General features: G+C 71.2%; 29 protein-coding genes and 1 tRNA gene. 18 read left to right on the forward strand and 12 right to left on the reverse strand.

The features are described from left to right. Positions 1–136 precede the first annotated feature (136 nt). Together T328_RS22935 and T328_RS22940 are read right to left on the reverse strand one after the other, a co-directional pair. Positions 137–1,354, reverse strand: a complete 1,218-nt coding sequence (locus T328_RS22935; RefSeq protein WP_496498009.1) for an MFS transporter — start codon at positions 1,352–1,354, stop codon at positions 137–139. 115 nt (positions 1,355–1,469) lie between these two features. Next, positions 1,470–2,420 carry an aminoglycoside phosphotransferase family protein gene (locus T328_RS22940; protein ID WP_496498067.1) on the reverse strand — a complete coding sequence of 317 codons (951 nt, stop codon included), beginning with the start codon at positions 2,418–2,420 and terminating at the stop codon, positions 1,470–1,472. A gap of 69 nt (positions 2,421–2,489) precedes the next feature. On the opposite strand from T328_RS22940, the gene T328_RS22945 reads away from it, so the two are divergent. Then, complete coding sequence (locus T328_RS22945) at positions 2,490–3,095, forward strand: TetR/AcrR family transcriptional regulator (protein ID WP_496498010.1); 606 nt, start codon at positions 2,490–2,492, stop codon at positions 3,093–3,095. Between the two features lie 20 nt (positions 3,096–3,115). Here the strand turns inward: T328_RS22945 and T328_RS22950 are convergent, their stop codons facing one another. Beyond that, entirely contained in the window at positions 3,116–3,982 is an 867-nt protein-coding gene (locus T328_RS22950) for a GNAT family N-acetyltransferase (protein ID WP_496498011.1), read from the reverse strand. Positions 3,983–4,162: 180 nt separating this feature from the next. Further along, complete coding sequence (locus T328_RS22955; protein WP_496498068.1) at positions 4,163–4,993, reverse strand: glycosyltransferase family 2 protein; 831 nt, start codon at positions 4,991–4,993, stop codon at positions 4,163–4,165. Positions 4,994–5,359: 366 nt separating this feature from the next. On the opposite strand from T328_RS22955, the gene T328_RS22960 reads away from it, so the two are divergent. Together T328_RS22960 and T328_RS22965 are read left to right on the forward strand one after the other, a co-directional pair. Further along, positions 5,360–6,202, forward strand: coding sequence for a helix-turn-helix domain-containing protein (locus tag T328_RS22960; protein ID WP_496498069.1), 843 nt, complete (start codon positions 5,360–5,362; stop codon positions 6,200–6,202). After that, positions 6,193–6,549, forward strand: coding sequence for a DUF397 domain-containing protein (locus tag T328_RS22965; protein ID WP_496498070.1), 357 nt, complete (start codon positions 6,193–6,195; stop codon positions 6,547–6,549). Before T328_RS22960 ends, T328_RS22965 begins: the two co-directional genes overlap by 10 nt. A 108-nt stretch (positions 6,550–6,657) precedes the next feature. On the opposite strand, the gene T328_RS22970 is transcribed toward T328_RS22965, so the two are convergent. Further along, positions 6,658–6,882 carry a hypothetical protein gene (locus T328_RS22970; protein WP_496498012.1) on the reverse strand — a complete coding sequence of 75 codons (225 nt, stop codon included), beginning with the start codon at positions 6,880–6,882 and terminating at the stop codon, positions 6,658–6,660. Positions 6,883–7,141: 259 nt separating this feature from the next. On the opposite strand from T328_RS22970, the gene T328_RS22975 reads away from it, so the two are divergent. The 7 genes from T328_RS22975 to T328_RS23005 all read left to right on the forward strand — a co-directional run bounded on the left by T328_RS22975 (position 7,142) and on the right by T328_RS23005 (position 14,623). Continuing rightward, the gene (locus tag T328_RS22975) at positions 7,142–9,043 is read left to right on the forward strand and encodes an SPFH domain-containing protein (protein WP_496498013.1); all 1,902 of its coding nucleotides are present in this window, start codon (positions 7,142–7,144) and stop codon (positions 9,041–9,043) included. Next, positions 9,040–10,395, forward strand: coding sequence for an SPFH domain-containing protein (locus T328_RS22980; RefSeq protein ID WP_496498014.1), 1,356 nt, complete (start codon positions 9,040–9,042; stop codon positions 10,393–10,395). The genes T328_RS22975 and T328_RS22980 overlap by 4 nt, the downstream gene beginning before the upstream one ends. A gap of 53 nt (positions 10,396–10,448) precedes the next feature. Further along, positions 10,449–10,817: a DUF488 domain-containing protein gene (locus tag T328_RS22985; RefSeq protein WP_496498015.1), complete on the forward strand. Its 369-nt coding sequence runs from the start codon at positions 10,449–10,451 to the stop codon at positions 10,815–10,817. 215 nt (positions 10,818–11,032) lie between these two features. After that, the gene (locus T328_RS22990; RefSeq protein ID WP_496498016.1) at positions 11,033–11,668 is read left to right on the forward strand and encodes an HhH-GPD-type base excision DNA repair protein; all 636 of its coding nucleotides are present in this window, start codon (positions 11,033–11,035) and stop codon (positions 11,666–11,668) included. A 137-nt stretch (positions 11,669–11,805) separates the two neighbouring features. Then, a complete protein-coding gene (locus T328_RS22995; protein ID WP_496498017.1) occupies positions 11,806–13,359 on the forward strand; it encodes a M28 family metallopeptidase in 1,554 nt (517 codons plus the stop codon). A 213-nt stretch (positions 13,360–13,572) separates the two neighbouring features. Next, a complete protein-coding gene (locus T328_RS23000) occupies positions 13,573–13,869 on the forward strand; it encodes a type II toxin-antitoxin system VapB family antitoxin (RefSeq protein WP_018836497.1) in 297 nt (98 codons plus the stop codon). Between the two features lie 94 nt (positions 13,870–13,963). Continuing rightward, positions 13,964–14,623, forward strand: a complete 660-nt coding sequence (locus T328_RS23005) for a LytR C-terminal domain-containing protein (RefSeq protein ID WP_496498071.1) — start codon at positions 13,964–13,966, stop codon at positions 14,621–14,623. Positions 14,624–14,999: 376 nt separating this feature from the next. Here T328_RS23005 and upp read toward each other — a convergent pair whose 3' ends face one another. Then, positions 15,000–15,632 carry a uracil phosphoribosyltransferase gene (upp, locus tag T328_RS23010; RefSeq protein ID WP_496498018.1) on the reverse strand — a complete coding sequence of 211 codons (633 nt, stop codon included), beginning with the start codon at positions 15,630–15,632 and terminating at the stop codon, positions 15,000–15,002. 151 nt (positions 15,633–15,783) lie between these two features. Between upp and T328_RS23015 the strand changes: the two genes are divergently transcribed. The 4 genes from T328_RS23015 to T328_RS23030 all read left to right on the forward strand — a co-directional run bounded on the left by T328_RS23015 (position 15,784) and on the right by T328_RS23030 (position 17,418). After that, on the forward strand, positions 15,784–15,969 hold the full coding sequence (locus T328_RS23015) for a hypothetical protein (protein ID WP_496498019.1): 186 nt from the start codon (positions 15,784–15,786) through the stop codon (positions 15,967–15,969). A 198-nt stretch (positions 15,970–16,167) separates the two neighbouring features. Further along, the gene (locus T328_RS23020) at positions 16,168–16,716 is read left to right on the forward strand and encodes a tRNA adenosine deaminase-associated protein (protein ID WP_496498020.1); all 549 of its coding nucleotides are present in this window, start codon (positions 16,168–16,170) and stop codon (positions 16,714–16,716) included. A gap of 56 nt (positions 16,717–16,772) precedes the next feature. Continuing rightward, positions 16,773–17,300 (forward strand): nucleoside deaminase, encoded by a 528-nt coding sequence (locus T328_RS23025; RefSeq protein ID WP_496498021.1) that lies wholly within the window; start codon positions 16,773–16,775, stop codon positions 17,298–17,300. A gap of 31 nt (positions 17,301–17,331) precedes the next feature. Further along, positions 17,332–17,418, forward strand: a tRNA-Ser gene (locus tag T328_RS23030). Positions 17,419–17,494: 76 nt separating this feature from the next. Here T328_RS23030 and T328_RS23035 read toward each other — a convergent pair. The 4 genes from T328_RS23035 to T328_RS23050 all read right to left on the reverse strand — a co-directional run bounded on the left by T328_RS23035 (position 17,495) and on the right by T328_RS23050 (position 20,044). After that, positions 17,495–18,775 carry a tyrosine-type recombinase/integrase gene (locus T328_RS23035; protein WP_496498022.1) on the reverse strand — a complete coding sequence of 427 codons (1,281 nt, stop codon included), beginning with the start codon at positions 18,773–18,775 and terminating at the stop codon, positions 17,495–17,497. Positions 18,776–18,789: 14 nt separating this feature from the next. Then, a complete protein-coding gene (locus T328_RS23040; protein WP_496498072.1) occupies positions 18,790–19,020 on the reverse strand; it encodes an excisionase family DNA-binding protein in 231 nt (76 codons plus the stop codon). A 350-nt stretch (positions 19,021–19,370) separates the two neighbouring features. After that, positions 19,371–19,874: a DUF3987 domain-containing protein gene (locus T328_RS23045; RefSeq protein ID WP_496498073.1), complete on the reverse strand. Its 504-nt coding sequence runs from the start codon at positions 19,872–19,874 to the stop codon at positions 19,371–19,373. Continuing rightward, positions 19,871–20,044 carry a hypothetical protein gene (locus tag T328_RS23050; protein WP_496498023.1) on the reverse strand — a complete coding sequence of 58 codons (174 nt, stop codon included), beginning with the start codon at positions 20,042–20,044 and terminating at the stop codon, positions 19,871–19,873. The genes T328_RS23045 and T328_RS23050 overlap by 4 nt, the downstream gene beginning before the upstream one ends. On the opposite strand from T328_RS23050, the gene T328_RS23055 reads away from it, so the two are divergent. Both T328_RS23055 and T328_RS23060 read left to right on the forward strand, forming a co-directional pair. Continuing rightward, complete coding sequence (locus tag T328_RS23055; protein WP_496498074.1) at positions 19,982–20,248, forward strand: RibD family protein; 267 nt, start codon at positions 19,982–19,984, stop codon at positions 20,246–20,248. The two genes, T328_RS23050 and T328_RS23055, sit on opposite strands and share 63 nt — an antisense overlap. Beyond that, entirely contained in the window at positions 20,245–20,706 is a 462-nt protein-coding gene (locus T328_RS23060) for a cytidine/deoxycytidylate deaminase family protein (RefSeq protein WP_496498024.1), read from the forward strand. Before T328_RS23055 ends, T328_RS23060 begins: the two co-directional genes overlap by 4 nt. Positions 20,707–20,726: 20 nt before the next feature. On the opposite strand, the gene T328_RS23065 is transcribed toward T328_RS23060, so the two are convergent. Together T328_RS23065 and T328_RS23070 are read right to left on the reverse strand one after the other, a co-directional pair. After that, positions 20,727–21,821 carry an AlbA family DNA-binding domain-containing protein gene (locus tag T328_RS23065; protein ID WP_496498025.1) on the reverse strand — a complete coding sequence of 365 codons (1,095 nt, stop codon included), beginning with the start codon at positions 21,819–21,821 and terminating at the stop codon, positions 20,727–20,729. A gap of 193 nt (positions 21,822–22,014) precedes the next feature. Beyond that, positions 22,015–22,776: a GntR family transcriptional regulator gene (locus tag T328_RS23070; protein WP_496498026.1), complete on the reverse strand. Its 762-nt coding sequence runs from the start codon at positions 22,774–22,776 to the stop codon at positions 22,015–22,017. Between the two features lie 77 nt (positions 22,777–22,853). Between T328_RS23070 and T328_RS23075 the strand changes: the two genes are divergently transcribed. Further along, positions 22,854–23,138 (forward strand): hypothetical protein, encoded by a 285-nt coding sequence (locus T328_RS23075; protein WP_496498027.1) that lies wholly within the window; start codon positions 22,854–22,856, stop codon positions 23,136–23,138. 713 nt (positions 23,139–23,851) lie between these two features. Further along, positions 23,852–24,232, forward strand: coding sequence for a hypothetical protein (locus tag T328_RS23080; RefSeq protein WP_496498028.1), 381 nt, complete (start codon positions 23,852–23,854; stop codon positions 24,230–24,232). The last annotated feature ends 218 nt before the right edge of the window (positions 24,233–24,450 follow it).

A 24,450-nucleotide genomic window follows, 5' to 3' on the forward strand; every position in this document is an offset into this window, starting at 1 on the left:
GCAGCGGTGCAGCAGTGCAGCCCGCCGGCCGGCCGGCGCCGAAGGTGCCGCACCGCGGCGGCGTGCCGGATGCGCCCGCGCTGCCCAGCGACCACCAGCGGATGCGTGAGATCGCCAGGGCCGCGGGCGGGCAGCTCTACGGCGCGCTACGTCGCCGACCGCCGCGCAGCAGCACCGGCACGGCGACGGCGACGACCAGATACGGCAGCGCGCACACCGCGAACGCCGCCCCGTGCCCGAGTCCGGCCGCCGAGCCGAGCAGGCCGTACGAGCCGTAGACCGCGATCGTCCCCAGGTCCGTACCGACGCCGGCCAGCGAGGTCAGGGTGGCCCGGGCCGGGCCGGTGATCCGCTCCTGCAGCCGGGCGTCCGCAAGCACGGTCGCCACCTGGAACCCGCCGAAGGCGACACCCACCAGCGCGATCCCCGCACCGGTACCCAGCAGCCCGCCCGCGGCCAGCGCGACCGCCGACCCGGTGAGTAGCGCGGCGAGCACACCCGCCGGCGCCCGACCGGCCCGCCCCCGCCCCCGCTCCTCGACCCGGCCGGCCAGCAGCCCGCCGGCGGCGGCGCCGGCCCAGACGAGCAGCAGGTACAGCGGGACGGCGGGATCGGCGACGCCGGCGTCGCGGACGAGGTAGGGGGTGTACTCGTCGAGCGAGCCCCAGACGGCGGAGACGACGGGGACGAGGAGGAGGGCGCCGCGGACGGAGGGGTCGGCGCGCAGCTCGGCGAGGCCGGCGCGGAGAGTGCCGACCCAGCCGAGGGAGTCGAGGCCGCCGCCGGCGCCGCCCCCGTCCCGTACGACGCCGCCACCCGACGGCGGCTCCCCGACCCGCGCCCCCACCGTCGCGGCGCCGGCGGCAGCCACCCCGTGCTCGGGAAACCGCGTCGCCACCGCCGCGCCCAGCAGGCACGCCGCCGCGCTTGCCGCCCCCACCGCCGCGTACCCGCCCGCCGCGAACACCGGCGCCGCGGCCGCCGTCGACGCCGCCACGCCCACCGTGCCCGCCGCCCGGGACCGGCCCATCGTGCGCGCGTACTGGTCGGCCGCGCCCGCCCGGCCCAGTTCCTCGTAGACCAGCGCCTCCAGCGCCCCCGACGCGAACGCGCCCTTCGCGCCCCACAGCACGAACCCCGCCGCGAACGCCCCGTACGACGGCGCCAGCACCCACAGCGTGAACCCGGCGCCGGTCAGCAGCGGCCCCGCGCAGAGCGGCAGCCGGCGGGAGAAGGAGTCGGCCCAGGCGCCGGAGGGGACTTCGAGCAGGACGGACGACAGCGACCAGATGACGAACAGCGAGGAGACCTGCCACAGCGACAGCCCGTGGTCGGCGAAGAGCAGCGCGTACACCGGGTAGAGCAGGACGAAGTCGTCCAGGAAGGCGTACGCGTAGAGACAGGCGGCAAGCCGCCGCTCCGGAGAGGCCGTGCCCGTGAATCAATGTCGCCAGGTCATACGCGCAACGCTACCCGTCCGCCAGCACCTCGTCGATGACGAACTTCGAGCTGGCGACCATGACCGGGTTGGTGTGCCGGTAGTACGGGAGCTGGATCAGCGAGATCGACAGCGCCCAGCCGCGCCCGCGCGCCCACGCCGCGTCGTCGACGCCGCCACCACCGTCCTCACGGTCGCCGTCCGCCAGGGCGGCGCGGAAGGCTTCGCGCGCCGGGCCGGTGAAGAGGTTCCAGGCGGCGATCAGGTCGACGGCGGGCTCGCCGAGGCCCATGCAGCCGAAGTCGAGGACGCCGCCGAGGTGGCCGGCGCCGTTGGCGCGGCCGTCGCCGCCGCGCGCGGAGTCGCCGGTGACCAGCACGTTCCCGGGGGAGAGGTCGCCGTGGAGCCACACCGGCGGCCCGGGGTGCGCCGGCGCGCGCAGGGCGGTCTCCCAGGCGGCGGTGACGGCGGGCACGTCCACGCCGTCGTCGGGGCGGAGGAGGGCGAGGGCGGCGCGGGTGGCGGCGTCGCGGTCGGCCAGGGTCTCGCTGCGGTACGAGAGCGGGGCGCCGGCCGGGTCGACGGCGCGCATGGCGCGCACGAAGGCGGCGAGTTCGCCGGCGAGCGGCCCGGGGGCGGCGACGCCGGCGTCGGGCGGCAGGGTCGTACCGGACAGCCAGCGGCACACGGACCAGGGGTACGGGTAGCCCTCGCCGGGCTCGCCCTTGGCAAGGGGCCCGGGCACGGGCACCGGGAGGCCGGCGGCGAGCCGGGGAAGGTGCCCGTACTCCAGGTCGACGTCCTCGGCGCCGCCGGCGGTCAGCGGCAGCCGTACGCTCAGCTCGCCGCCGAGCCGGAAGACGGCGTTGACGGTGCCGCCGGAGGGGACCCGCCGGACGGGCAGCCCGGCCCACCGCGGGAACTGGGTGGCGATCAGCCGCCGTACGAGGCCGGCGTCTATCTCCGCCTCGTCGGCGTGCATCCGGACAGCAGACATGGGCGCGACCCTACGCCGATCACCCCCCGGCCTCACACCGTATATTCGGCGGTGATGCGTACCGTCAACCCCGAGCAGCACGCGCGCAAGCGGGCCCGCATTCTGGCCGCGGCGGCCGAGGAGTTCGCGGCGAACGGCGTCGACGGCACGTCGACGGCACGCATCTGCCGCCGGGCCGGCATCGGCTCGGGGACGCTCTTCCACTACTTCCCCACCAAGAAGGCGCTCTTCCACGCCCTCTTCGCCGACGACCTGGCCCGCACCGCCGAGATCCGCGACCGTGCACTGGCCGCCGACGACCCCGAGGAGGGCTTCGCCCTCCTCTTCGACCGCCTCGCCGCGGACCTCGACGACCCGCTGACCCCGGGCCTGATGGCGGCGGCCCTGCTCCAGGCGAGCCGCGACGAGAAGTTCGCCACCCTGCTGGGCGACGACGAGGCCCAGACCCTGGCGGCCCTGACCACCCTCCTGACCCGCCTGGCCGACCGGGGCCGCCGCCCGCCGTTCCCGCCGGCGCGGGCGGCGCGGTGGCTCGTCACGCTGATCGACGCGGCGTACCTGGCGGCGACGGACGACGGCTACGACCCCCGCGCCCACGCGGCGGAGCTGCGCGAGGTGACGGCCTGGCTGACGGGCGGCCCGGTACGGGCCACGCCCTGACCGCAGCCGTCGGGACCACCTCAGGCGGCCCGCCGCAGGTCCAGCATGTCCGGCAGCCGCCGGAGTCCGGCCGACTCGTACGTGGCGACGGCGGCGGTGTTGGAGCGGGGCGTGTCCACGACGACGCTGGAGGCGCCCATCTGCTGGAGCGTACGGGCCGCGGCGACCGTGATCGCCCGGCCGTAGCCGTGCCCGCGGTGGTCCGCGTGGACGCCCATCGGCTCGATCATCCCCGGCCTGCCCTCGCCCGCCGACCACACCGTCACGGCGGCCACCGGCTCGCCCCGGTCGTCGCGGGCGAGCAGGCAGCGCGCGTCGGCGTAGAACGGGCCCGCCGCCATCGTGTGCCAGCGTTCCTCGGTGAACGTGGGCCGGCCGAACGCCGACCGCTGGACCGCGGCCCGCTCGGCCGCCTGCCCCGGCCCGACCTCCTCGACGTGCACCCCGGGATCCGGTACGGGCTCGGCGAGGTCGCGGCGCAGCGGCGTCCAGGGCTCGTCGACCGCCCAGCCGTCCCGCGCCAGCAACTCCTGTACGAGCGCGCCGGCCGGGGCGGCCACGTACACCTCGCCCGTGGGCAGCACACCGTGCTCCGGCACCGACACGTCCTCGGCCATCTGCCGCGCCAGCTCCCCGTCCCCCAGCGCCCCCGGCGCGACCGCCAGCCGCAGCAACTCCGCCCCGTCCAGCAGCCCGACTGCCAGCACCTCCCCCGCCCGGCTCCACGTCCGCACGGCCGCCGCGGTTCGCTCCGCGCCGAACCGCCAGAACCACCCGAGATCCCCGGGATGCAGCTGCACGGGCCCGTCGTCGCGCTGCCACGTGCTCAACACCCGGGCGGTGTGGCCGAGTTCGTCGACAGCGGGCGTATTCCTCGTGATCGCCATCCCCCGATTGGACACCAGCCCCGCCCTCGTACGCACCCGAATTCGGAGCGGGTGGCGGTGGGGGCCATGTCCCCGGAGGGGCGTGGACCGCTACGCGCGATGGCTCGCGCACACGCCTGAGGTGATCCCGCAGGGGCTACGCGAACGGGACCACGCCGGCGCGGGTGCCACGTGAGGTGCTCAGATCACGGGGGGCCGGCCGAGCCGGGTGAGGGCGAACACGGTGCGCCAGTGCATCGGGCTGCGGCCACCGCACGGCGTGCGCCAGCCCTCGGCGAACCCGCGGAACCAGGTCCGCAGCCCGGACAGACTGCGCGTGCGGGCCAGCGTGAGGCCCACCCACACCCCCAGGTAGACCGGCACCAAGGGCACGGGCAGGTGGCGGCGAGCCAGGTAGACCCGGTTGCGGGCGTTGACCCGGTAGAAGAGCGCGTGCCGGGCCGGGGAGGTACGCGGGTGCTGCAGGAGCAGTTGCGGCTCGTAGCGCACCCGCCAACCGGCGTCGATCGCCCGCCAGGCCAGGTCGGTCTCCTCGTGCGCGAAGAAGAACTCCTCCGGCCAGCCACCGATCTCGTCGAGCATCCGTGCCGACAGCACGTGCGCGCCGCCGAGGAAGCCGGTCACCTCTCCGGCGCGCATCGGGTCGCCGGCCCGCAGCCGCGGCACGTGACGCCGCTGGGTGGCGCCGGTCTCGTCCGCGATACGGAAGCCGACGATGCCCAGCTTGTCGTCCGCCTCGAAGAGCGCGGCGATCGTCGCGAACACGGAGTCGTCGACGAGCAGGCCGTCGTCGTCCAGGTCCAGCACCAGATCCATGTCGCGCAGGTGCTCCAGGGCGGCGTTACGGCCGCCGGTGACCCCGCGGTTGTCCGGCAGCCGCACGGTTTCCACCCAGGACGGCAGTTCAGGCAGCTCACATCCGTTGGCGACCACCACGGTCCGCGCGGCCGGGGCCGTCTGCATCGCCACCGAGGCCAGCAGTTGTGCCAGCTCCTTCGGCCGCGTGCCCATCGTCAGGATCGCCACGCCCAGCTTCACGCCTACCCGTACCCATCCGTCGTCGGTGAAAGGAAACCCGTGCCTGTCCGCCCGCCAGCCGATAGATCTCATGACGCTGCGGTGTCTTTCAAGCAACCGGCCGGCGAACTTCGACGCCGAGGCAAGCTTCCCACGCCCGCGGCTGATGCTCATAACGCCGACAGGCTCGACGTCGCCCTCGTCCCCCGCCTGGCCGACCTCGCCATGACCGTCATGCGCCGAGACGCCACCGGCAAGGCCGCCGGCCGGCTCGTAAAAACAGGGATTGTCGGACTGCGGCGTACACCGTTGCGCGTTTCGCTCGTTGAACAGGACCGGACGGTCAGAGAGGAGCACGCCATGCCGCCGAGACGAGTAGTCACGGGCCGGAGCCAGGAACCGCGCCAACGGCTCATGGAGGAACTGCGGTTACTCCGGTCGCAGAAGGGCGAGAGCCTGCGTCAGGTCGGGGAAGCGCTGGGGTGGGATCCGTCGCTGTTCCACAAGCTGGAGACGGGTTACACCATGGGCAGCCCGGAGGTGATGGAGGCGCTCGACCAGCACTACGGGACCGGGAGGCTGCTACTCACCTTGTGGGAGCTGGCGATCCGCGATCCGTCGCTGTTCCGCGAGCAGTACCGCCGGTACATGTCGTTGGAGTCCCAGGCGCTCAGCCTGTGGCACTATTCGGCAGCCAACCTCCACGGCCTGTTGCAGACCGAGGACTACGCCCGGGCCATGCTCGAAGCGGGCGGACTGAGCGGTGACGAGCTGGCTCAGCAGGTCGAAGCCCGCATGGGGCGGCGCGAATTGCTGACCGCCGACGACGCTCCGCGCTTCCGGACGATCCTGTCCGAGGCCGTGCTGCGCACCCCGCTGAAGGATCCCGGACAGTGGCGCAAGCAGCTTGAACACCTGCTGGAGATGGGCGAGCTGAAGAACGTGTCGATCCAAGTCTTGGAGTACTCCGCCGGACTCCACGCCCTGACCAACACCGACGCCATGTTCCTGCGGACCCTCGACGATCGCACGGTGGCGTGGGTGGAAACCGGGTACACGGGTACCCTCGTCGAGGAGATGGCCGCCGTCGAGCGGCTCCAGGCTCGCTACGACTCGGTCCGCGACCTGGCCCTCTCCCCGGCGGCATCACGGACGTTCATCAAGCGGATGTTGGAGGAAGCCCCGTGCGATCCATCGACCTGAGCACCGCCACCTGGCACAAGTCCTCGTACAGCAACCAGGACGGCGGTCAGTGCATCGAGGTCTCCCGCGACTTCCTGAGCGCCGCCACCTGGCGCAAGAGTTCGTACAGCAACCAGGACGGCGGAGCCTGCATCGAGGTATCAGACGACTTCCTGAGCACCGCCGCCTGGCGCAAGAGCTCCCACAGCAACCAGGACGGTGGCGAATGCATCGAGGTCGCCGACGACTTCCCCGCCGTCGTCCCCGTCCGTGACAGCAAGGACCCCCAAGGCCCCGTCCTCCTCTTCGAACCCGCCGCCTGGGCGGCGTTCGTCGGCTCCGTCAAGGGCGGCGAGTTCTCCGCCTGAGCAACCCCGGCATCCCCTCAGCGAGACGGCAGGACGCCTGGACCACCGCCCGGGCCACGACCGGGCGGTGGTCCAGGGCCGGGCCTGCTCTTCGGCCCGAACGCGCCATCAGAGCGGGTCGTCCCTCTCGGGGACCCGCTCGTTGTCCGCGGTCCAGGCCCGGCCGTCGTCGTCGTAGAACACGATCCCCCCGGAGTCGCCGATGCTCACCCGGCGCACCAGGTCCTCCGCCTCGTCCATGTGCCCCGGGGTCGCGCACGCCACCGCGAACGGATGCCATCTGTCAAGCACCTCGTCCAGCGCCTGGCCGGAGAAGTCCGTGGCCGCGGCCATCCACTCCTGCTGAAAGCCCTGAAAGCCACTCCGGCTTGCGCTCCAGCGCACGACGGATGTCCTCCGGTGTACGGGGACACACAACCTGCTTCGCCGTCACCTCGCCCCCTCCTTGCTGCCCACGGGGATCTGGCCCTCACTGCCGGGATCGTGCAATGACCGCGTACCCGTGTTGTCACGATCCGCGACTGTGCCTGTGCACAGGCGTACGAAACAGTTGTGATTGCGGAGAGTGATCGCACGACCGAAGGAGGGGGACATGGCACGTTCGCATGCGCAGAGCATCAGGGGCGCGGCGCAGGCCGTGATGCAGGGGGCCGACCCGCGGCAGCTGGCCCAGGACGAGCTGCGCCGCCGGGGGGTGCTCACCGAAGGTGAGCAGGTCCGCGGGGGCGGGGACGTCGGGCGGGGGTGGCAGGCGCCGCGGGAGGACGGCATGGATCCGGCGGACTTCCCCGCCGCCCGCGACCAGGGCGGCAGCCTCGACACCGTGATGACCCAGCAGTCGGTGCCGCTGGACGAGGCGGGGGAGGTGCTGAACCGCAGTGTGCTGAGGCGCGAGGGGCTGGAGCAGGTGCACGCCATCTGTCCGATGGTGCTGCCGCGCGGGCGCTCGTTCCTCAGCATGCTGCCGGTGTCGCTGCTGCTGGTCGTCGGCGCGTTCGGCACGATCGTGGTGGCCGCCGCCGGCGACGACGTGGTGACGCACCCGCTGTTCGGCGCGCACTACTGGGCGCTGGCGGTCTTCGCGGTCGGGTTCGTGTGGTGGCGGCAGGGCATGGTGATGGTGCCCGATGGATGTCATGCCCTGATCACCAAGTTCGGCAAGCTGGAGCAGGTCGTCGGCCCCGGCCGGGTCATCCTGCTGAACCCGTGGAAGCGGGTCTCGTACATCCTCAACACCACCCGCGAATACCCCTTCAACGCGCCCGTACGCGAGGCCCCGACGAAGGGCGGGGTGAAGGCGTCCATCGACCTGTTCATCCAGTTCCGGATCAGCGACCCGGTGGAGTTCGTCTACACCCTCGGCGCGGTGCGCGGCTTCGAGGAGAAGCTGAACAACGCCGTCAGCGAGACGATCCGCAGCCTCATCTACGAGCAGGAGGCCGCCGGCATCTACGACATGGTCGGCGAGGACACCACCCGGCTGCTCGACGCGCTGAACCACCAGTTCCGGCCCGCGGTCGAGCTGACCAACGCCAACATCACCAGCGCCGAGCCCTCCGACCAGCCGTACCGCATGGACCTCGCGGCGCCGGAGATGGTGCGGATGGCCAAGGAGGCGTACACCCACGAGTACTCGCTCCAGCTCCGCAAGGAGCAGGACGAGGGCGACCTGAGCAAGGAGCTGGCGACCCGCGAGGAGGAGCTGTCCGCGATCCAGGCGGACATCGCCCAGTACCAGGCCCAGATGGACACCGCCGTCGAGCGCGAGACCAACCGGGCCGAGGCGCTGGCGCGTCAGCGGTACGTCCAGGCCGAGTCGGAGGCGCGGGCGAACGCCGCGCTGCTGGAGGCGCAGGCGCTCGACATCCGCGCGGTGACGACGGCCGAGGCGCCGGAGATCCTGGAGTACCGCTACCAGCAGCAGGTGCTCGACACCCTGGAGGAGGTCGCCGACCACCTGCCGCAGCTGCTGCGCATCGGCGGCCCGGCGGACGGCGCGAACGGCGGCGGGGCGGGGGTCGACTTCCTGGCGCTCGCCCGGGAGCTGATCGGCGAGCACGGTGCGGACCTGTTCTCGGAGGCCGAGATGGCGGCCGTACGGGAGCGGCTGGCCGAGGTCGCGGCGCGGATCGCGGAGCGGGAGCCGGAGATCCGGGCGTTGCGCGAGGCCGAGCGGCCGGCGCCGGTGCCGGCTCCGGCGGGCGTCGCGGCGGAGGAGGCGCGGCCGGCGGAGGCGCGGCCGGCGGAGGCGCGGCCGGCGGAGGCGCGGCCGGCGGAGGCGCGGCCGGCGGAGGCGGCGGCGCCGCAGCCCGTCGGCGGTGGCGGAGTCGCGAACGAGGGATACGGAAACGAGGGATACGCGCCGGAGGGCTACACGCCAGCGGCACACGCGCCTGAGGGCTACGCGCCCGAAGGACACGGACACGGACACGGGAACCACGGGCCCGCGGGCTTCGGTCCCGCGGACTACGGGCACGAGGAGGCGGGGGCATGAGTACGGCGGTCATGAAGCGCAGGTCGGTCATCTCCGAACTCGTCGCGGCCTGGGGCGACATCCCCCAGCTGCTGCGCGGCGGCGAGGCCGGCACCCTGATCCCCGTCATCATCCCGCGCCACCGCCGCCGGCTGTGGTGGATGGTGCCGCTGTGGCTGTCGCTGCTGGCGCTGGCGACGGGCGTGATGGCCGGGCTGCAGAGCGGCGGCGGCGACGGCTGGAGCGCCGGCGCGTACGACGCGCTGGCGGCCACCTCGTACGTCGTCGGGGTCCTCCTCCTCGTCGTCGGGGTGCTGTGGTGGTGGCGCTCCTCGATCGTGAAGATCGAGCAGGGGACGAACGGCGTCCTCACCCGCTACGGCGCCATCTCCCGCACGCTCGGCCCGGGCCGGCACTTCGTCTGGCACCCCTGGTCGCGGGTCGACTTCGTGGTCGACACCGCCACCGAGATCCCGTACTCGGCGCCGGTGATGGCCTGCCCGACGCAGGAGAACGTGCCGCTGCGCTCGATCGAGTTCTTCCTGAAGTTCCGCATCACCGACGCGGTGCTCTTCGTCCGCACCATCGGCGCCGGCAACTTCGACCTGGTGCTCTCCAGCGCCGTCCAGGACGCGATCCGCCAGCGGGCCCGCCGGGTGCGTACGGAGCGGGCGTACGACCTGCGCGGCTCGGACGTGGCCGACATGCAGGAACTGCTCAACCGCCAGCTGGCCCGCTACGGCGTGCGCATCACCGGCTCCAACATCCCCGACGTCCAGCTGCCCGCGCAGTACCAGCAGCACCTCGCCACCCGCGAGCGGGTGGCGAAGGAGCGTACCGCGTACGAGCAGGAGTGGGGCCTCACGCGCAAGCGCCGCATCGACAACCTGCAGATGGACATCGAGCGGGCGAAGAAGGCGCGCGACGCGCGGTTCGTCGAGGTCAAGGCCGCGCTGAACCGGGCCCGCGAGGAGGTCGCGCGGCTGCTGGAGCAGCAGGAGACCGAGGCGCAGAAGGTCCGCTTCGAGATCGAGACCCGCGGGCGCAGCGGCCTGATCGCCGCCGAGAACGAGGCGAAGGCGCAGCGCCGGCTGGCGCAGGCGTACCGCGACAACCGCGCGGTGCTGCAGTACGAGCTGGCCCGGCGGCGGCTGGAGGTGGGCGCGGTGCTCGCGGGCAGCGCACCGCAGCCGACGGTCATCCGCACCGACGGGCCCGGCGGGGGCGGGGACGTCTCCGCGCTCTCGACCCTCCTCACGGCGCAGCTGCTCCCCCGGCTGACGGCCGGCTCGCAGGCGGGCGGCCACGTGCCGCCGGCGGGCGGGCTGCTCCGGGCGGTGGCGGCGGAAGGACACGGGGCCGGCGAGGAGTGAGCGGGGCCGTGCGGCGGGTGCGGGGGGCTCGCCGCACGGCTACCGTGCCATGTATGACCGCGCGGCACGCACCCCCTCGGGTGCGGCGCGTCTACGACGACCCGGATCCCGACGACGGCACGCGCGTCCTCGTCGACCGGCTCTGGCCGCGGGGCGTCGCCAAGGACCGGGCGCACGTCGACGAGTGGCTGAAGGCCGTCGCGCCCTCGGAGGAGCTGCGCCGCTGGCTCCACGCGGACCGCTCCCGCTTCCCCGACTTCGTCGAGCGCTACCGCGCGGAGCTGTCCGGCGGTGAGCGCGCGGAGGCGGTGACGCACCTGCGCGAGCTGCGGGACCGGGGGCCGCTGACGCTGGTGACGAGCGCGAAAGACGTGGAGCGCAGCCACGTGCCGGTGATCGCGGAGGCCGTGGAGCACGGCTGAGGGCGGAGGCTGGGGGCGGAGGCTGGGGGCAGCGGCCGAAAACAAGCTGAGGTCAGCGGCCCTTTCCCGCACTCCCGCCCTAGGGTAGGCCGCCCCTCTGACAAGCACGGGGTCCCGAGGGCCTTCGGGGCCCACGCGTCCCCGCGGCGTACGCGCACCCGAGGGCCCGCGTGTTGCCGGACGGTCGTGCGGGAACGGGCTGTCATTATGCTCGTATGAACGTCACCGTCCGTCTCGCGCAGCAGCCGGAGGCCGACGCGCTGCTCGGCCGCAGCCCGCTGGCCGCCCTGGTCGGCATGCTCCTCGACCAGCAGGTGCCCATGGAGTGGGCGTTCTCCGGCCCGTACACGATCGCCCAGCGCATGGGCGGCGACGACCTCGACGCCCACGCCATCGCCGCGCAGGACCCGGAGGCGTTCGCCGCGCTGCTCTCCGAGAAGCCGGCCGTGCACCGCTACCCGGGCTCGATGGCCAAGCGGATCCAGCAGCTGTGCGCGTACCTCGTGCACGAGTACGACGGCGACGCCGCGGCCGTCTGGCGCGGCGTGGACAGCGGCAGGGAGCTGCTGCGCCGGCTGCAGGCGCTGCCCGGGTACGGGAAGCAGAAGGCGCAGATCTTCGTCGCGCTGCTGGGCAAGCAGTACGGCGTCACGCCCGCCGGCTGGCGCGAGGCGGCGGGCGCGTACGGCGAGGAGGGCAGCCGGCGGTCGGTCGCGGACATCACCGGGCCGGACTCGCTGGGCGAGGTGCGCGCGTACAAGCAGGAGGCGAAGAGGACGGCGAAGGCGGCAAAGCCCGCGCAGGCGTCGCAGACAGCCGCGAAGTCGGCCAAGGCGAAGAAGACGCCCTGAACCGGGACGGGTTGCCCCCCGGCCCATTCCGCAACGCCGTTCGAGTCGCTAGGTTGCTCGCACCCCCGTCCGCCTTGCGGACAGGAGACCCCACACGCCGGACAGGTTCACCCACCTATGACGTCGGAAGGACTCCTGTGTTCCCTCGAAGACTCAACGCTGCGCTGGGCGCGGCCGCCCTCGCCGTCCCGCTGCTCCTCGTCGGCTCCGCGCCCGCCAGCTCCGCGCCCGCCGGCGCCGCGTCGCCGGCGGCGGACGGCGCGCAGCTGGCCCGTGAGCTGGTGCGCAAGTCGAGCGCCGCGGACGCGTACAAGCACCTCCAGACGTTCCAGCGGCTCGCGGACCGCAACGGCGGCCACCGCGCCGCCGGTTCGCCGGGCTACGAGGCGTCCGCCGCGTACGTCTACGACCAGCTGAAGAAGGCCGGCTACGACGTCTCGTACGACTACTTCGACTTCACCTACTCCGAGACGCTGAAGGACGAGTTCGCGGTGGTCGCGCCGGAGGCGCGGGACGTCGAGATCTTCGCGATGACCTTCTCGAAGTCGACCCCCGAGGGCGGCCTCGACGCCCCGCTCGCCGCGGCGCCCGTGGACGCCGACGGCACCTCCGGCTGCGAGCCCGGCGACTTCGCGGGCGGCGACTACACCGGCAAGGTCGCGCTCGTGCAGCGCGGCGGCTGCGACTTCGCCGTCAAGCAGGCCAACGCCGCGGACGCGGGCGCCGTCGCCGCCGTGATCTACAACAACACCGAGGGCGCGCTGAACGGCACCCTCGGCGACGCCGAGGCCGTGAAGGTGCCCACCGGCGGCATCACCAAGGCCGAGGGCGAGGCGCTGGCCGCGCTGCTGGCGCGAGGCGACGACACCGTCACCGTCCACGTCGACATCCAGACGATCGTCGAGCCGCGGACGACGCGGAACGTCATCGCCGAGACGGGGCGCGGCGCCGAAGACCGCACCGTCATGCTCGGCGCACACCTCGACTCGGTCGCCGAGGGCCCCGGCATCAACGACAACGCCTCCGGCTCGGCGGCGCTGCTGGAGGTCGCGAAGGAGCTGGCGAAGGCGGAGGAGAAGCCGCGTAACCAGGTGCGCTTCGCGTTCTGGTCGGCGGAGGAGCTGAGCCTCGTCGGCTCCACGGACTACGTGAGCCGGCTGACCCCGCGCCAGCTGCGGGACATCGAGCTGTACCTGAACTTCGACATGGTCGCCTCGCCCAACTACGGGCTCTTCGTCTACGACGGCGACGACTCCGACGGCGCCGGCGAGGGCCCGGGCCCGGAGGGCTCGGCGCAGCTGGAGCGGCAGATCACCGACTTCATGGACCGGAAGGGCCTGCCGCACGAGGGCACCGACTTCACCGGCCGCTCCGACTACGGCCCCTTCATCGAGGTCGGCATCCCGTCCGGCGGCACGTTCACGGGCGCGGAGGGGACGAAGACGGAGGCGCAGGCCGCGAAGTTCGGCGGCACGGCGGGCGTCGCGTACGACCCGTGCTACCACGCGGCGTGCGATGACCTGGACAACATCAGCATGCCGGCGTTCGACGCGAACATCGACGTCATCGCGAACGCGGTCGGGACGTACGCGCACGACGTCAGCTCGCTGCGCGAGCCGGTGTCGTTCGTGCCGACCGAGGGCGACGAGGGCAGCGGCGGGGGTGCGCACGACGACCACGCGGAGCGGTGAGCGCGTGACGGCGTAGCACGCACGCCCGCGCGCGCACGCGCAGGGAGCCCGGGCGGGCAGGCGGCCCGGGCTCCGGTCACGTTCCGTTCCGTACCGTTGCCCTTTCCGCCCGCCCGCCCCCCTTGCCCCTTCCTTGTTCCGCACTTGCCGCTGACTTGCCGCTCCTGTGCATCACTGCTGCGCCCGGAGGCGCATCCCCGGTAGGCTTTCCGTGTGATCTTCAAGCGCATCGGAAACGGGAGGCCGTACCCCCACCACGGCCGGGAGTCCACCCGCCAGTGGGCTGACGTCGCACCACGTCCGGTTCGCCTCGACCAGTTGGTGACGACGAAGCAGCAGCTGGATCTGGAGACCCTGCTCGCCGAGGACTCGACGTTCTACGGCGACCTCTTCGCCCACGTCGTGAAGTGGCGCGGCGACCTGTATCTGGAGGACGGACTGCACCGCGCGGTGCGGGCGGCGCTGCAGCAGCGCCAGGTGCTGCACGCGCGCGTGCTTGAGCTGGACTGACCAGTCCGTTGCCCCGTTCGGGGGGACCGGGGTTCATCCCGTAGATCATCTAGTAGGCACGGCCCCCTCCGGCCACTACGCTGCCGCCATGAGCATGCTGACGCCCCCCGAGATGGGCGGGCAGTACCGCATCAAGGGCACCAAGTACCCGCGTATGCGGCGGAACCGCCGGCGCCGGAAGGTGCTGGCCCTGCTCGGTGCCGTACTCGCGGTCGCGGGCGTCGGCTGGGGCACGCTGCAGCTCGTCGACGTCTTCACGGGCGGCGACGAGGAGAAGACGGTGCAGGCCGGCAAGCCGGAGGACTGCGCGCGGGACACGGGCGCGAAGTCCGGCGAGGGCAAGAAGCCGGAGAGCAGCAGACCGGGCGGGAAGCCGGCCGAGCTGCCGGCGCCGGCGCGCATCGAGGTCAACGTACTGAACGCCACCACCAGGACCGGCCTCGCGCAGAAGACCGCCGACGAGTTGGAGAAGCGCGGCTTCAAGATCGGCGAGGTGGCCAACGCCCCGGCGGAGTACGACAAGAAGGTACGCGGCTCCGGCCTGCTGCTCGGCGCCCCGACGACGGTGGACGGCGAGCTGAAGGTGCTGGGCGTGCAGTTGGCGCAGGCGAAGCCGAAGGCGGTGGAGCGGAAGGGCGCGGTGGTCGACCTGATCATCGGGGACGAGTTCCGCGGCCTGACGAAGCCGGCGGAGGCGAAGGCGGCGCTGAAGGCGCTGGCGACGCCGGCGCCGAAGCCGGACGCCTGCCGCTGAGGCCCTCCGGGGGGACGTACGGGGCGGGATCGCGGCGCCGTCGCGGCCCGCAACCGACCCGGCCGCGACGGCTCCCGGCCGGCGCCCCGCGCCCGGCGCCCCGCGGCCGGCGCCCCGCGGCCGGCGCCCAGCTCACGGCCCGGCGACCGGCCCGCGCCGTCGCCCTCGTCCGACCGCACCGCCGCCCGGGACTCAGGCACTTGAGGCCCTGGCCCTCGCGGCTGCCCCGGCGCCCGTCGCTGGGCGGCGCGGTGCCCCGCGGCCAGGCGACGCGGAGCCCGCCGCCAGACGGCGCAGCGCCCACCGCCGGCTCCCCGGCGCCGCCGCTAGGCCTGAGGCTCCCCGGCGCCCGCCGCCAGGCGTAACGCGCCCGGCGCTAGGCGGTCCCGTACATCCGGTCCCCCGCGTCGCCCAGCCCCGGCACGATGTACCCCGCGTCGTTCAGCCGCTCGTCCATCGCCGCCGTGACCACCGTCACCGGCGCGCCCGCCAGTTCGTGCTCCAGGGCCTCCGTCCCTTCCGGCGCCGCCAGCAGGCAGATCGCCGTGACGTCGTCCGCGCCCCGCTGGATCAGCTCGCGGATCGCCGCGACCAGCGTGCCGCCGGTGGCCAGCATCGGGTCCAGGACGTACACCTGCCGCCCGGACAGATCCTCCGGCAGCCGGTTCGCGTACGTGCTGGGTTGCAGGGTCTCCTCGTCGCGGATGAGCCCGAGGAAGCCGGCCTCCGCCGTCGGCAGCACCCGCATCATGCCGTCGAGCATGCCGAGTCCGGCGCGCAGGATCGGCACGATGAGCGGCTTGGGACGGGCCAGGCGGACCCCGGTGGTCGGGGCGACCGGGGTACGGACGTCGACCTGTTCGGTGCGGACGTCGCGAGTCGCTTCGTAGGCGAGGAGCGTCACCAGCTCGTCGGCCAGCCGACGGAAGGTGGGGGAGTCCGTGCGCTCGTCGCGCAGCGTGGTGAGCTTGTGTGCCACCAGGGGGTGGTCGACCACGTGAATCCGCATGCTCCCGAATCTATCCGAGTCCCGGCCGGCCGCGGATACGCATGAGGGCCAGGGGGTACGCGTGGAGAAACAGGCCGGGTTCGTACGCAACCGCCAACCGGGTGCAAGGTGGATATGTCCGCCCGGCCCGCCCCGCCGCGGGAGGTACGTGATGCCGCATCGTGACCTGCGCAGCGGCGAGCCCCTGCCCGAGACCCCGGACTGCCGCCGCCGGCGCCGCGCCGCCTTCCTGCGCGACCTGCACGAAGCCGAAGAGCTGCTGGCCCGCGTCCAGCCGCGGCGCGCCCGGGCCGCGCGCCGGCGGCACATGCACCGTATGCGGACGTTCCGCTGGTAGACGGCGTATGGGCGACGGAACGAGGGCCGGGCGGCGGCCCAATTCACGACGCACAGCGGAAGACCCCGCAGACAGCGCTTGTTTCTGTCACGATTCCGGTGAGGGCGGGTCCCCGCCCCAGGTCGGGGGGAGAGCGCAGGTAAGGCTCGACCGCCCGGCCCGGCACACCTAGGACCTAGGACCAGTGGGAGAGTCACGGTGTACTTCGCCGCACTGCTCGCGCGCACCGAAGACGGGTGGGAAGCGAGCGATACAGAGCTCGACGACGTGGAGACGCTGGACGACCTGGCCGAGTTCGCCCGCGGGGCGACGGCCGATGACGACGAGACCGTGCTGGTGCTGCTCGAACAGGAGGACATCTGGTACGGGGTCGTCCGCATAGACGGCGAGGACGACCCGCGCGTCTTCGTCTCGAACGCCGCCGCGGCCGGACGCAGCGCGTACGGGGAGATGCTGCTCACCCCCGAACTGCTCGGCCGGGAGCCCGAGGACGACAGCGCGCTGGACAGCCTGACGGATCTGGACGGCACTGAGGACGGCGAGCCGGACGCCGACACCGGCCCGGACGCGGAGGCGGACGCGGACCCCGACGCTCCGCCCGGTGCGCCGGCGGGCCCGGTGGGCGACACGGAGCTGCTGGAGGACCTCGGGGTCTCGGAGAAGCAGCTGCTGGCGCTGAACGGCGACGCGGTCAACGAGATCGCCGAGATGCTCGGCGCGGCCGATGTCCTGGAGACGGTCCGCTGACGGAGCGCGGCGGAGGAGGGGAGCGCGGCCCGTACGAGGAGCTGTGGGAGCCGCCGATGCGGCTGGCCCTTGCGGAGGCGAAGCGCGCGCTGGAGACGGGTGACGTCCCGGTGGGCGCGGTGGTGCTGGCCCCGGCGCACCCGAACGCGTCCGACGCCTCGTACGAAGCCCTGATCGAGGCGCCTCCCCGGGGCCGGATCCTGGCCCGGGCCGGGAACGAGCGCGAGGCGACGGGCGACCCCACCGCCCACGCCGAGGTCCTCGCCCTCCGCGCCGCGGCGGCGGCGCTCGGCGGCTGGCGGCTGACGGGCTGCACGCTGGTCGTGACGCTGGAACCCTGCACGATGTGCGCCGGCGCTGCGGTCCTCGCCCGCGTCGACCGCGTCGTCTACGCCGCCCGCGACCCGAAGACCGGCGCGGCGGGGTCCCTCTGGGACGTCCTGCGCGACCGCCGCCTGAACCACCGCCCCGAGGTCATCCCCGACGTCCTCGCCCCGGAGTCCACCGCCCTCCTCACCGCCTTTTTCCGCGACGGGCCGGCGCCCGACCGCGGCGCCGGGCGGCCGGGCCGTAACGATTTCTGATCATGGCGGCGGGTGGGCTAAGCTGCGTGGCGGTAGCGTGTCCGAGCGGCCGAAGGAGCTCGCCTCGAAAGCGAGTGTGGGGGCAACTCCACCGTGGGTTCAAATCCCACCGCTACCGCCGCTGAAGTGCAGAAACACGAAAGGCCGGGCCCGTAGCGGGCCCGGCCTTCGTGTATCTGGTCTCAGTTTTGGTCTCAGTTGGCCGGTACGAGGGCTCCCGCAAGGCCGTCGTCATCGTCGTCCGGCCCGTCTCCGTCCGGCTTCCAGATGAGCCCGTCAACCTGTCGCGCGACGTTGGTGCGGACAGAATCGACCATGTGCTGATACCGCGCGGCCATGGCGGTCGTCGACCATCCCATGAGCCCCATGACGGCGCGCTCGGAGACTCCGAGGATCAGCAGTACTGTCGCCGCAGTGTGCCGGGCATCGTGCAGCCGGCCGTCCCGCACCTTCGCGGCGCGCAGCAGCTCCTTCCAGTCGTCGTAGTCAGTGCGGGTCGAGATGCCACGGCCGGTCTCGGTCGCGAAGAGCCAGCATTGATCCGTCCACGCACCACCCGCCGTAACGCGCTCGGTGTCTTGACGAACCTTGTGCTTGCGGAGCAGATCCACAAGCTGTGGAGGAAGCCCGACCGCACGCCGACCGGCGCGAGACTTCGTGTCGGCCGTCTCGGGATTGGTCCGCCGGCGCTGCGGGCAGTACCCGGCCTTGCGCCCACACGGGCGGCTGCCGCATCCGTGCCCGTACCGGGGTCGCCGCCGACTACGCCGGACCATGAGAACCCCTCGGTCCAAGTCCACATCGGTCCACTTCAACCCGAGCGCTTCACCCTGCCGGAGTCCGAGGGCGAGTGCCACGGCCCACCGTGCCGAGTTGCGGCGCCTGTCGGCCGCGCGGAGCAACCGCCGCACCTCTTCGACGCTGTACGGCTCCACCTCTTGTTCGCGCACCCTCGGCGCCTTGGCCAACTGCACCGGGTTCCTCGCCAGGTGGCCACGGCGCACCGCCTCATTGAGAGCGGTGCGGAACGTGCGGTGCACCTGGTGGGCGGTCGCGGGCTTGCTTCCGTTGGCCTGCATCTTCGCGTAGAAGACCTCGATGTGCTCCGGCTTGAGCTTGTCGAGACGGTGAGCCCCCAAGCCGGGGATCAGGTGCTTCCGCACGGCCACGCCGTACCCCACCATCGTGTTCTCGTTGACCCCGAGCGGAGCAATGTTCTCGATCCAGTGCGTCAGCCATGCCTTGACCGTCCACGGCTTGCCCGGCTTGCGCACGGCGTTGGCGTCACGCATGCGCTCCAGCTCCCTCACGGCCTCGACGACTGCCGCTTTCGTCTTCCGGCCGACGTGGCGTCGGTCCGGCTTGCCGTCGTCGCGTACACCGACCGTGACGCGGCCGTGCCAACGACCGTCCTTCCCGAGATAGATCGAGGACCGGCCGTTGGGCTGCCGGACGCGCTTCTTGTCGTCTCCCACGGGTCTCACCTCTCTCAGGCTGCGGACTGGACGAAGGGACGGCCAAGCGCCCGCAGGCGGGCGACGTACTCGGGAATCGCGTCTGCGGGGACACGCCGGAGGCGGCCGACCGTGACCGACTCCAGCTCTCCAGCGCTGATGAGCCGGTAGCAGACGGTCCTGCCGATGCAGAGCCGACGGGCAGCTTCTTCAACCGAGAGCAGGGCAACAGTCGGGTCGATGTCGCAGTGATCACGAGGGCTCAGGGTGTGCTGCACGGTGTTCCCTTCAGCGCTTGGGGTACGGAGGTTCGCCGCAGAAACCGCAGAATCCGCAGAAACCAGCGGACTTGGCTCCTGACCTGGGGATTCGTCGGTGACAGGGCGGCTTCCGCAGAAAGCATCGAATGTGCCGCAGAAATACGGGTCGGCTTGGCCGTCCAGGCTGTGAGCATTGATGCGCGGGTATTTGTGCGGCGGTTCCCCCGCTTTCTGCGGCGGCTGGCTCGGCACCGGGCCGAGGGTGCTACGCCACTGGTCAGCGCGTGAGGTGAGGGGTTTTTGTTGTTTCTGCGGTTTGTGCGGCCGGACCGCGCCGCGCAGGGCGGTGCGTGCGGTCATGCCAGCCCCTCACGTACCTGCGGGTGGATGAGGTAGCGCGGCGCCGGCGGACGGCCGCGCTTGCCGTTCCGGGGTGGTGTGTGGATGCGCAGGTAGCCGTGTTCCTCCAGGAGGGAGACGGCCGGCTCCATGTCGGCAACCGTGGGGAACTCGGCGCGGGAGAGCTTGGCGAAGAGGTCGCGACGGCTGACCGTCTCCCAGCCGTTCGCTGCCAGCACCTCCAGGAGCGTCCTGGCCCGCGACTGGGCTGCGTCAGCGCCCATGAGGTCGAAGACGTTCAGCGCGTGGCCGGCGAAGTACTCGCCGAGTTCGATGGCACCCAGCATGGTGCTGTCATCGATGGCCTTGCCGTACCCGTCGTGCAGGTGGGCGGCCAGGTGCAGCAGTCCGGCGATGCGCGCGACGGTGCCCACCAGCTTGCCCGCCCACTTCTGAAGATGGCCCAGCTTGCCGCCCTTGGGACGGAGCTGGATCTCCAGCTCCTCCTGGTAGCTCTTCAGCGTGTTGTCGGCGGCCGGGGTGAGCTGGAGTACGGCCGGGCAGCGCGCGCCTCAAGGGTCTCGCCGACGTCGTCTCCACTGGGGAAGCCCTGGACTTCGGCGCCCTCCTGGACGACCTCGGCGAGCGCGGCATCCAGCGCCTCATGGTCGAAGGCGGTGGTCACATCCACACCGCGTTCCTCTCGCTAGACCTCGTTGACGAGATCCACTTGGCCATAGCCCCGCTCGTCGTCGGCCAGGCCGATGCTCCGCGCTTCCTTCACCCTGCCGACTACCCCTGGACGTCGACTCGGCGCATGGTGCTCGCCGAGGTCCGGACGATCGGCGATGTCGTGCTCATGCGCTACCTCCCGAAGGAGGAGAGCGGCACATGACCGCGGAGCCATCCGCCGCGGACGAAACCTGGATGCGCCGAGCCATCGACCTCTCCCGCCTTTGCCCGCCTAGCGAGATGGCGTTCTCGGTCGGCGCGGTCATCGTGGACGCGGCCGGCAACGAGATCGCGAACGGCTACTCGCGCGAGACGGATCTGCATGTTCACGCCGAGGAGTCGGCTCTCGGCAAGCTCGCGGCCGATGACGCGCGCCTTGGCTCCGCGACGATCTACAGCACCTTGGAACCCTGCGCCAAACGACGCTCGCGACCTCGTACGTGCACCGAGCTGGTTCTGGCCGCTGGCATTCCCCGCGTCGTCATCGCCTGGCGAGAGCCGGACTTGTTCGTCTCCGATGTCGACGGAGTCGAGATCTTGCGTACCGCCGGAGTATCAGTCGTTGAGCTGCCGCACATGTCCCCGGCTGCCCGCGAGGCGAACGCACACCTGCCACTATGAAAATTGACCGAAGTTCAGACTCATTCGATGTGATCCACGGCGAACAACTTACCTGCGATCAAACCATGGAGTTCCCTTCCTGCAACGGGGATTATCCGGTCTCCTATTCGTTGCGGAATCAGGAAGGCGCTTTCGAGGGCCGCGCCCCCGATGACAGCTCCTTCCACAATGAAAGGCTTGAGTTCACTCGACTGGGGCGGCACTTCAAACAAGAGAAGATGGCCACCCTTCACCGCCAAGTAATCGATGCGCATCCTCTGAATTGACGGATAAATCCGACGATCGACGATATCCCGAATCACAGTAAGTTGACGTGACTCCGCAAGGAGAGGCGTGAACTTCCTGGCTACATCCCCGCGGCCGTCATTCTTGGTGCGCACACCGTAGATGAGCAGGCCGCCGCTAAATGAGTTCGCGAACTGGGCGACATCCTTTGCCAACTCGATTCGGCCAGCCGGACCAGCGGACTGAGCCAGGTCAGGCAGGATAGACTTGAACTCCAGCCATGAGGACTCCCTTAGGCCAAGTAGCACGTCAGATGCACCGCTACGCAGCGCACGGAGGACCTCGCCCTTCGTCACACCCTCCAGAGGTTCCTCATACTTGAGGGCAGCCGAAAGTTGGCGTGCAACCGTCCAGATATCTCTGACTCGATGCGAGTATCTGTAAATCCGCGACTCGACAGCCCAATGCCGACCGTCGTTGCCGGGGTCGTCGTCGTCGTTTATTACATTGTGAACAGCGAATCCTTGACGTGACAGAATGGCATGTGCTCGATCCTTGACTTGCTCCTCTTCTATTTCCTCATCATCGCGGCAGCCGAATAAAATTTGTGACCTACCGTCGCGATAGAGAACAATGTCCACCCACGGGTACCGATGGGACTTGCGACGAATTGCAAGTATCACGTCCGGATCGCGTTCGTCCCACCCATCAGGGAGATCGCGAATCCCTGGGTCGGGGATAGGCAGCTTCAGCGCCGAGAAGCCAGCACGCGCGATATCGGTCACCGATACGGTCGTGAGGTCGTCTGGGTGGGCAAATGCATGCCACTGGTCCGGGTCAATCTGAAGGGGTGAGTCAAAGGGAAGATCCACCTGCGGCGCGTCACTCATGAACCGAATGGTTCCACGATCCTCTCTGAAGCGGCAACAAGATTGCCAACCCGTCGCCCGTCGAGGTCCAAGTGTGAGCGGATTGCACCGGTGGACTGACACGCTGGAACTGGTCGACGCCCTACGCGCGCGAATAGGCGGCCTCCCCAGGCGCCACAACGGGGACGCGGCGGCCGTATTCCCCGTTCGCCCCTCACACTTCGGGGCTTATCTCCAGTTCGTACACGATCTCCGCGCGGGCGGCGGGAATGACGATGTCGGCAGTCTCGACCGGTCGCCCATCGTCCGCGTAGTACGTGCGTTCAATGCGCGTGACCAGAGCCCCACGCGGGATGCCGAGCAGTTGCGCCTCGCGAGCGGACGCTTCCCCGGGCTCCGGCCGCTCGACGGCGCGGCTCACTTCGACGCCGATCACGGACATGCGCTCCACCACGCCGCGGCCGGCATGCGGCCCGCCTTCCGGGAGCACGACGATGGTGCCGCCCGTGATGCTCAACGGCTCCCAACTCACTGAGAGCTGCACCGGCTTGCCCTCGGCCATGAACTCGTAATCCGTCCGGACACAAGGGTCACTCTCCGTGATCCGCAGGCGGTCCGCGATGGCGGGCGGGGCCGGCACCTTCGCCTCGCTCCGGGCCTCCCAGGTGCCGGTCTTGCCGAGGTCGGCCATGTCCGCGCGGAAGGGCGAACCGTCCCGCCGGGTGCGCTGGAGGGAGCGGACCATGCGCAGGCGCTCGCGTGGCTCGGCGACGTAGGTGCCTGAGCCCGCGCGTCCCTCCAGAAGGCCCTGGGAGATGAGTAGTTCCTGGGCACGGCGGACGACCGCGTCACCGACTCCGTAGTCGGCGGCGAGACGCGCCCGGGACGGCAGCCGCTCGCCCGGCGGCCACTCGCCGCCCGAGATGCGGCGCCGGAGCAGGTCGGCGATGTGGAGGTAGGGCGGCTGCTCAGGCATGTGGAAAATCTAGCTCACTAGCTTTAATCTAGCTAACTAGCTTCACTCACTGTGAGTCCTAGCGGCAGAGGATCACCATGCCCGAACACGAGGCCGTGGCCCAATCGATCGCATCCGCGATCACCGTGGCTGGGCTCACCCCACACATCAAACGTCAGGTCGGTTCCATCCGGGTCGAGGCGGTCACCCCCGAAGCCATGCCAGAGGCGGCGTGGAAGGCGCTCTTAGCTGCGCTGCACAGAGGTGATCGGTTCGGGATGGAAATCAGTGCGCAAGGGTCCGTGGCGTGGGCTGTCGTCCTCACCGACGCCCCACCGGGCGAACGTGCTGCCACTCCAGAGGGGACCGAGCCTCCGGCGTAGGGAGCTGCTACTCATGACCCGATACCTCGTCCGAGCCTTAGGGCACTTGGCCCGCTGGCTCTTTCCTGCCACCGGGCGTCACCGGTCGGTTCCACCTCCGCGTGCGAGTGGATACCTCCGTTCCTCACCGAAGCCCTCCGCACCCACGTACACAGAGGACCGCTCCAGTGCTCTCGTACGCCCGTACCTCCTGGCACATGAGGCCCGTACGCGGCAGAGCAGCGCGCAGGGCCACACGCTCCGGCTCTACCCCCGTTCGGGCACGGCGCACGTGGGCGGTGGCCAGGCGTGAGCTACCGATCCCCCGTTTGCCACGTCGGGGAGCACAAGGACTGCCGCCACGCCGGCCGCAAGCAGCCCCGAGCAACCGCTGGCATCTCCTACGAGACGTGCGATTGCCCGTGTCACCGCGCCAGTTCCGAGAGGTCCATGCCCCGTGGAAGGCCCAAGCATGACTCGAAGTGAGAGGCAGGTCGCCATCGAGGTCGACGCGGCCTCTGTCCTCCTAGGCGACGAGATCCGGATAGGTGGTCGAGCCCTGAGCGTGCATGACCTCGTCCATCTCTCCGGAGGCGGCAAGCGGGTCACGTTCACGAGCGGCGAGACCTTGATCATCACCCCCACGACCACACTCACTGTCCTTCGGACAGCCAAGGGATGGGACGGACCATGCTGACCACGATCACCGATTCCCGCGTCGGAGGGCGAGAGCGTTGAGCTACGAGCGGGAAAAGACCGCCGCACCCTGCCCGGGGCTCCGCCTCTTGCCATGGGTGACTGAGACGGGCAAGCCCTGCTTCCTCAGCTCGGGAGACGGCGAGAGCGTGCTCGCGCCCCTCGCCGATGCAACCGAGGAGGAACAACTGTGCGACGCCGATGCGGCGCGCAAGGATGTGCAGGAGGTGCTGAGCGACAGCACGGCAGGAGTGCCCGCGCTCCGCCGAGCGCTCGAAGCCTCCAACCGCGCGTTGGCCAACGCGCTGCGCGTCGCCGATAGCAGAGGTGCCCGTCTGGCGGACTATGAGGACGCTGACGACGACGGGGACGACGACCAGGGTGGAACTCCTGGTCCCCGAGGAGAAGCCTCAGGCTGAACGGGTGTGGGGAGGCTGCGCCCCTGGTCTCACTTTTGGTCTCATTCACGAACGTCCGGCGCCGTTCACCAGGGTTCGCCCGACGCGGCCGGAGCCCGCTCTGAACCTTCCTGAACAACCCCGTACAACCCTCTGACCAGCCCGAACAGACCTCGAAAGCGAGTGTGGGGGCAACTCCACCGTGGGTTCAAATCCCACCGCTACCGCTGTGAGCAGGA

Source organism: Streptomyces sp. CNX435 (genome assembly GCF_059570575.1).

Excerpts from the sequence above, each read along its gene's own strand:
- T328_RS22940 (WP_496498067.1), bottom strand. The coding sequence starts at position 2,420 with ATGCACGCCGACGAGGCGGAGATAGACGCCGGCCTCGTACGGCGGCTG.
- T328_RS22945 (WP_496498010.1), top strand. The coding sequence starts at position 2,490 with ATGCGTACCGTCAACCCCGAGCAGCACGCGCGCAAGCGGGCCCGCATT.
- T328_RS22950 (WP_496498011.1), bottom strand. The coding sequence starts at position 3,982 with ATGGCGATCACGAGGAATACGCCCGCTGTCGACGAACTCGGCCACACC.
- T328_RS22955 (WP_496498068.1), bottom strand. The coding sequence starts at position 4,993 with ATGGGCACGCGGCCGAAGGAGCTGGCACAACTGCTGGCCTCGGTGGCG.
- T328_RS22960 (WP_496498069.1), top strand. The coding sequence starts at position 5,360 with ATGCCGCCGAGACGAGTAGTCACGGGCCGGAGCCAGGAACCGCGCCAA.
- T328_RS22970 (WP_496498012.1), bottom strand. The coding sequence starts at position 6,882 with ATGGCCGCGGCCACGGACTTCTCCGGCCAGGCGCTGGACGAGGTGCTT.
- T328_RS22975 (WP_496498013.1), top strand. The coding sequence starts at position 7,142 with ATGGCACGTTCGCATGCGCAGAGCATCAGGGGCGCGGCGCAGGCCGTG.
- T328_RS22980 (WP_496498014.1), top strand. The coding sequence starts at position 9,040 with ATGAGTACGGCGGTCATGAAGCGCAGGTCGGTCATCTCCGAACTCGTC.
- T328_RS22985 (WP_496498015.1), top strand. The coding sequence starts at position 10,449 with ATGACCGCGCGGCACGCACCCCCTCGGGTGCGGCGCGTCTACGACGAC.
- T328_RS22990 (WP_496498016.1), top strand. The coding sequence starts at position 11,033 with ATGAACGTCACCGTCCGTCTCGCGCAGCAGCCGGAGGCCGACGCGCTG.
- T328_RS23005 (WP_496498071.1), top strand. The coding sequence starts at position 13,964 with ATGCTGACGCCCCCCGAGATGGGCGGGCAGTACCGCATCAAGGGCACC.
- upp (WP_496498018.1), bottom strand. The coding sequence starts at position 15,632 with ATGCGGATTCACGTGGTCGACCACCCCCTGGTGGCACACAAGCTCACC.
- T328_RS23015 (WP_496498019.1), top strand. The coding sequence starts at position 15,784 with ATGCCGCATCGTGACCTGCGCAGCGGCGAGCCCCTGCCCGAGACCCCG.
- T328_RS23025 (WP_496498021.1), top strand. The coding sequence starts at position 16,773 with ATGCGGCTGGCCCTTGCGGAGGCGAAGCGCGCGCTGGAGACGGGTGAC.
- T328_RS23060 (WP_496498024.1), top strand. The coding sequence starts at position 20,245 with ATGACCGCGGAGCCATCCGCCGCGGACGAAACCTGGATGCGCCGAGCC.
- T328_RS23065 (WP_496498025.1), bottom strand. The coding sequence starts at position 21,821 with ATGAGTGACGCGCCGCAGGTGGATCTTCCCTTTGACTCACCCCTTCAG.
- T328_RS23070 (WP_496498026.1), bottom strand. The coding sequence starts at position 22,776 with ATGCCTGAGCAGCCGCCCTACCTCCACATCGCCGACCTGCTCCGGCGC.
- T328_RS23075 (WP_496498027.1), top strand. The coding sequence starts at position 22,854 with ATGCCCGAACACGAGGCCGTGGCCCAATCGATCGCATCCGCGATCACC.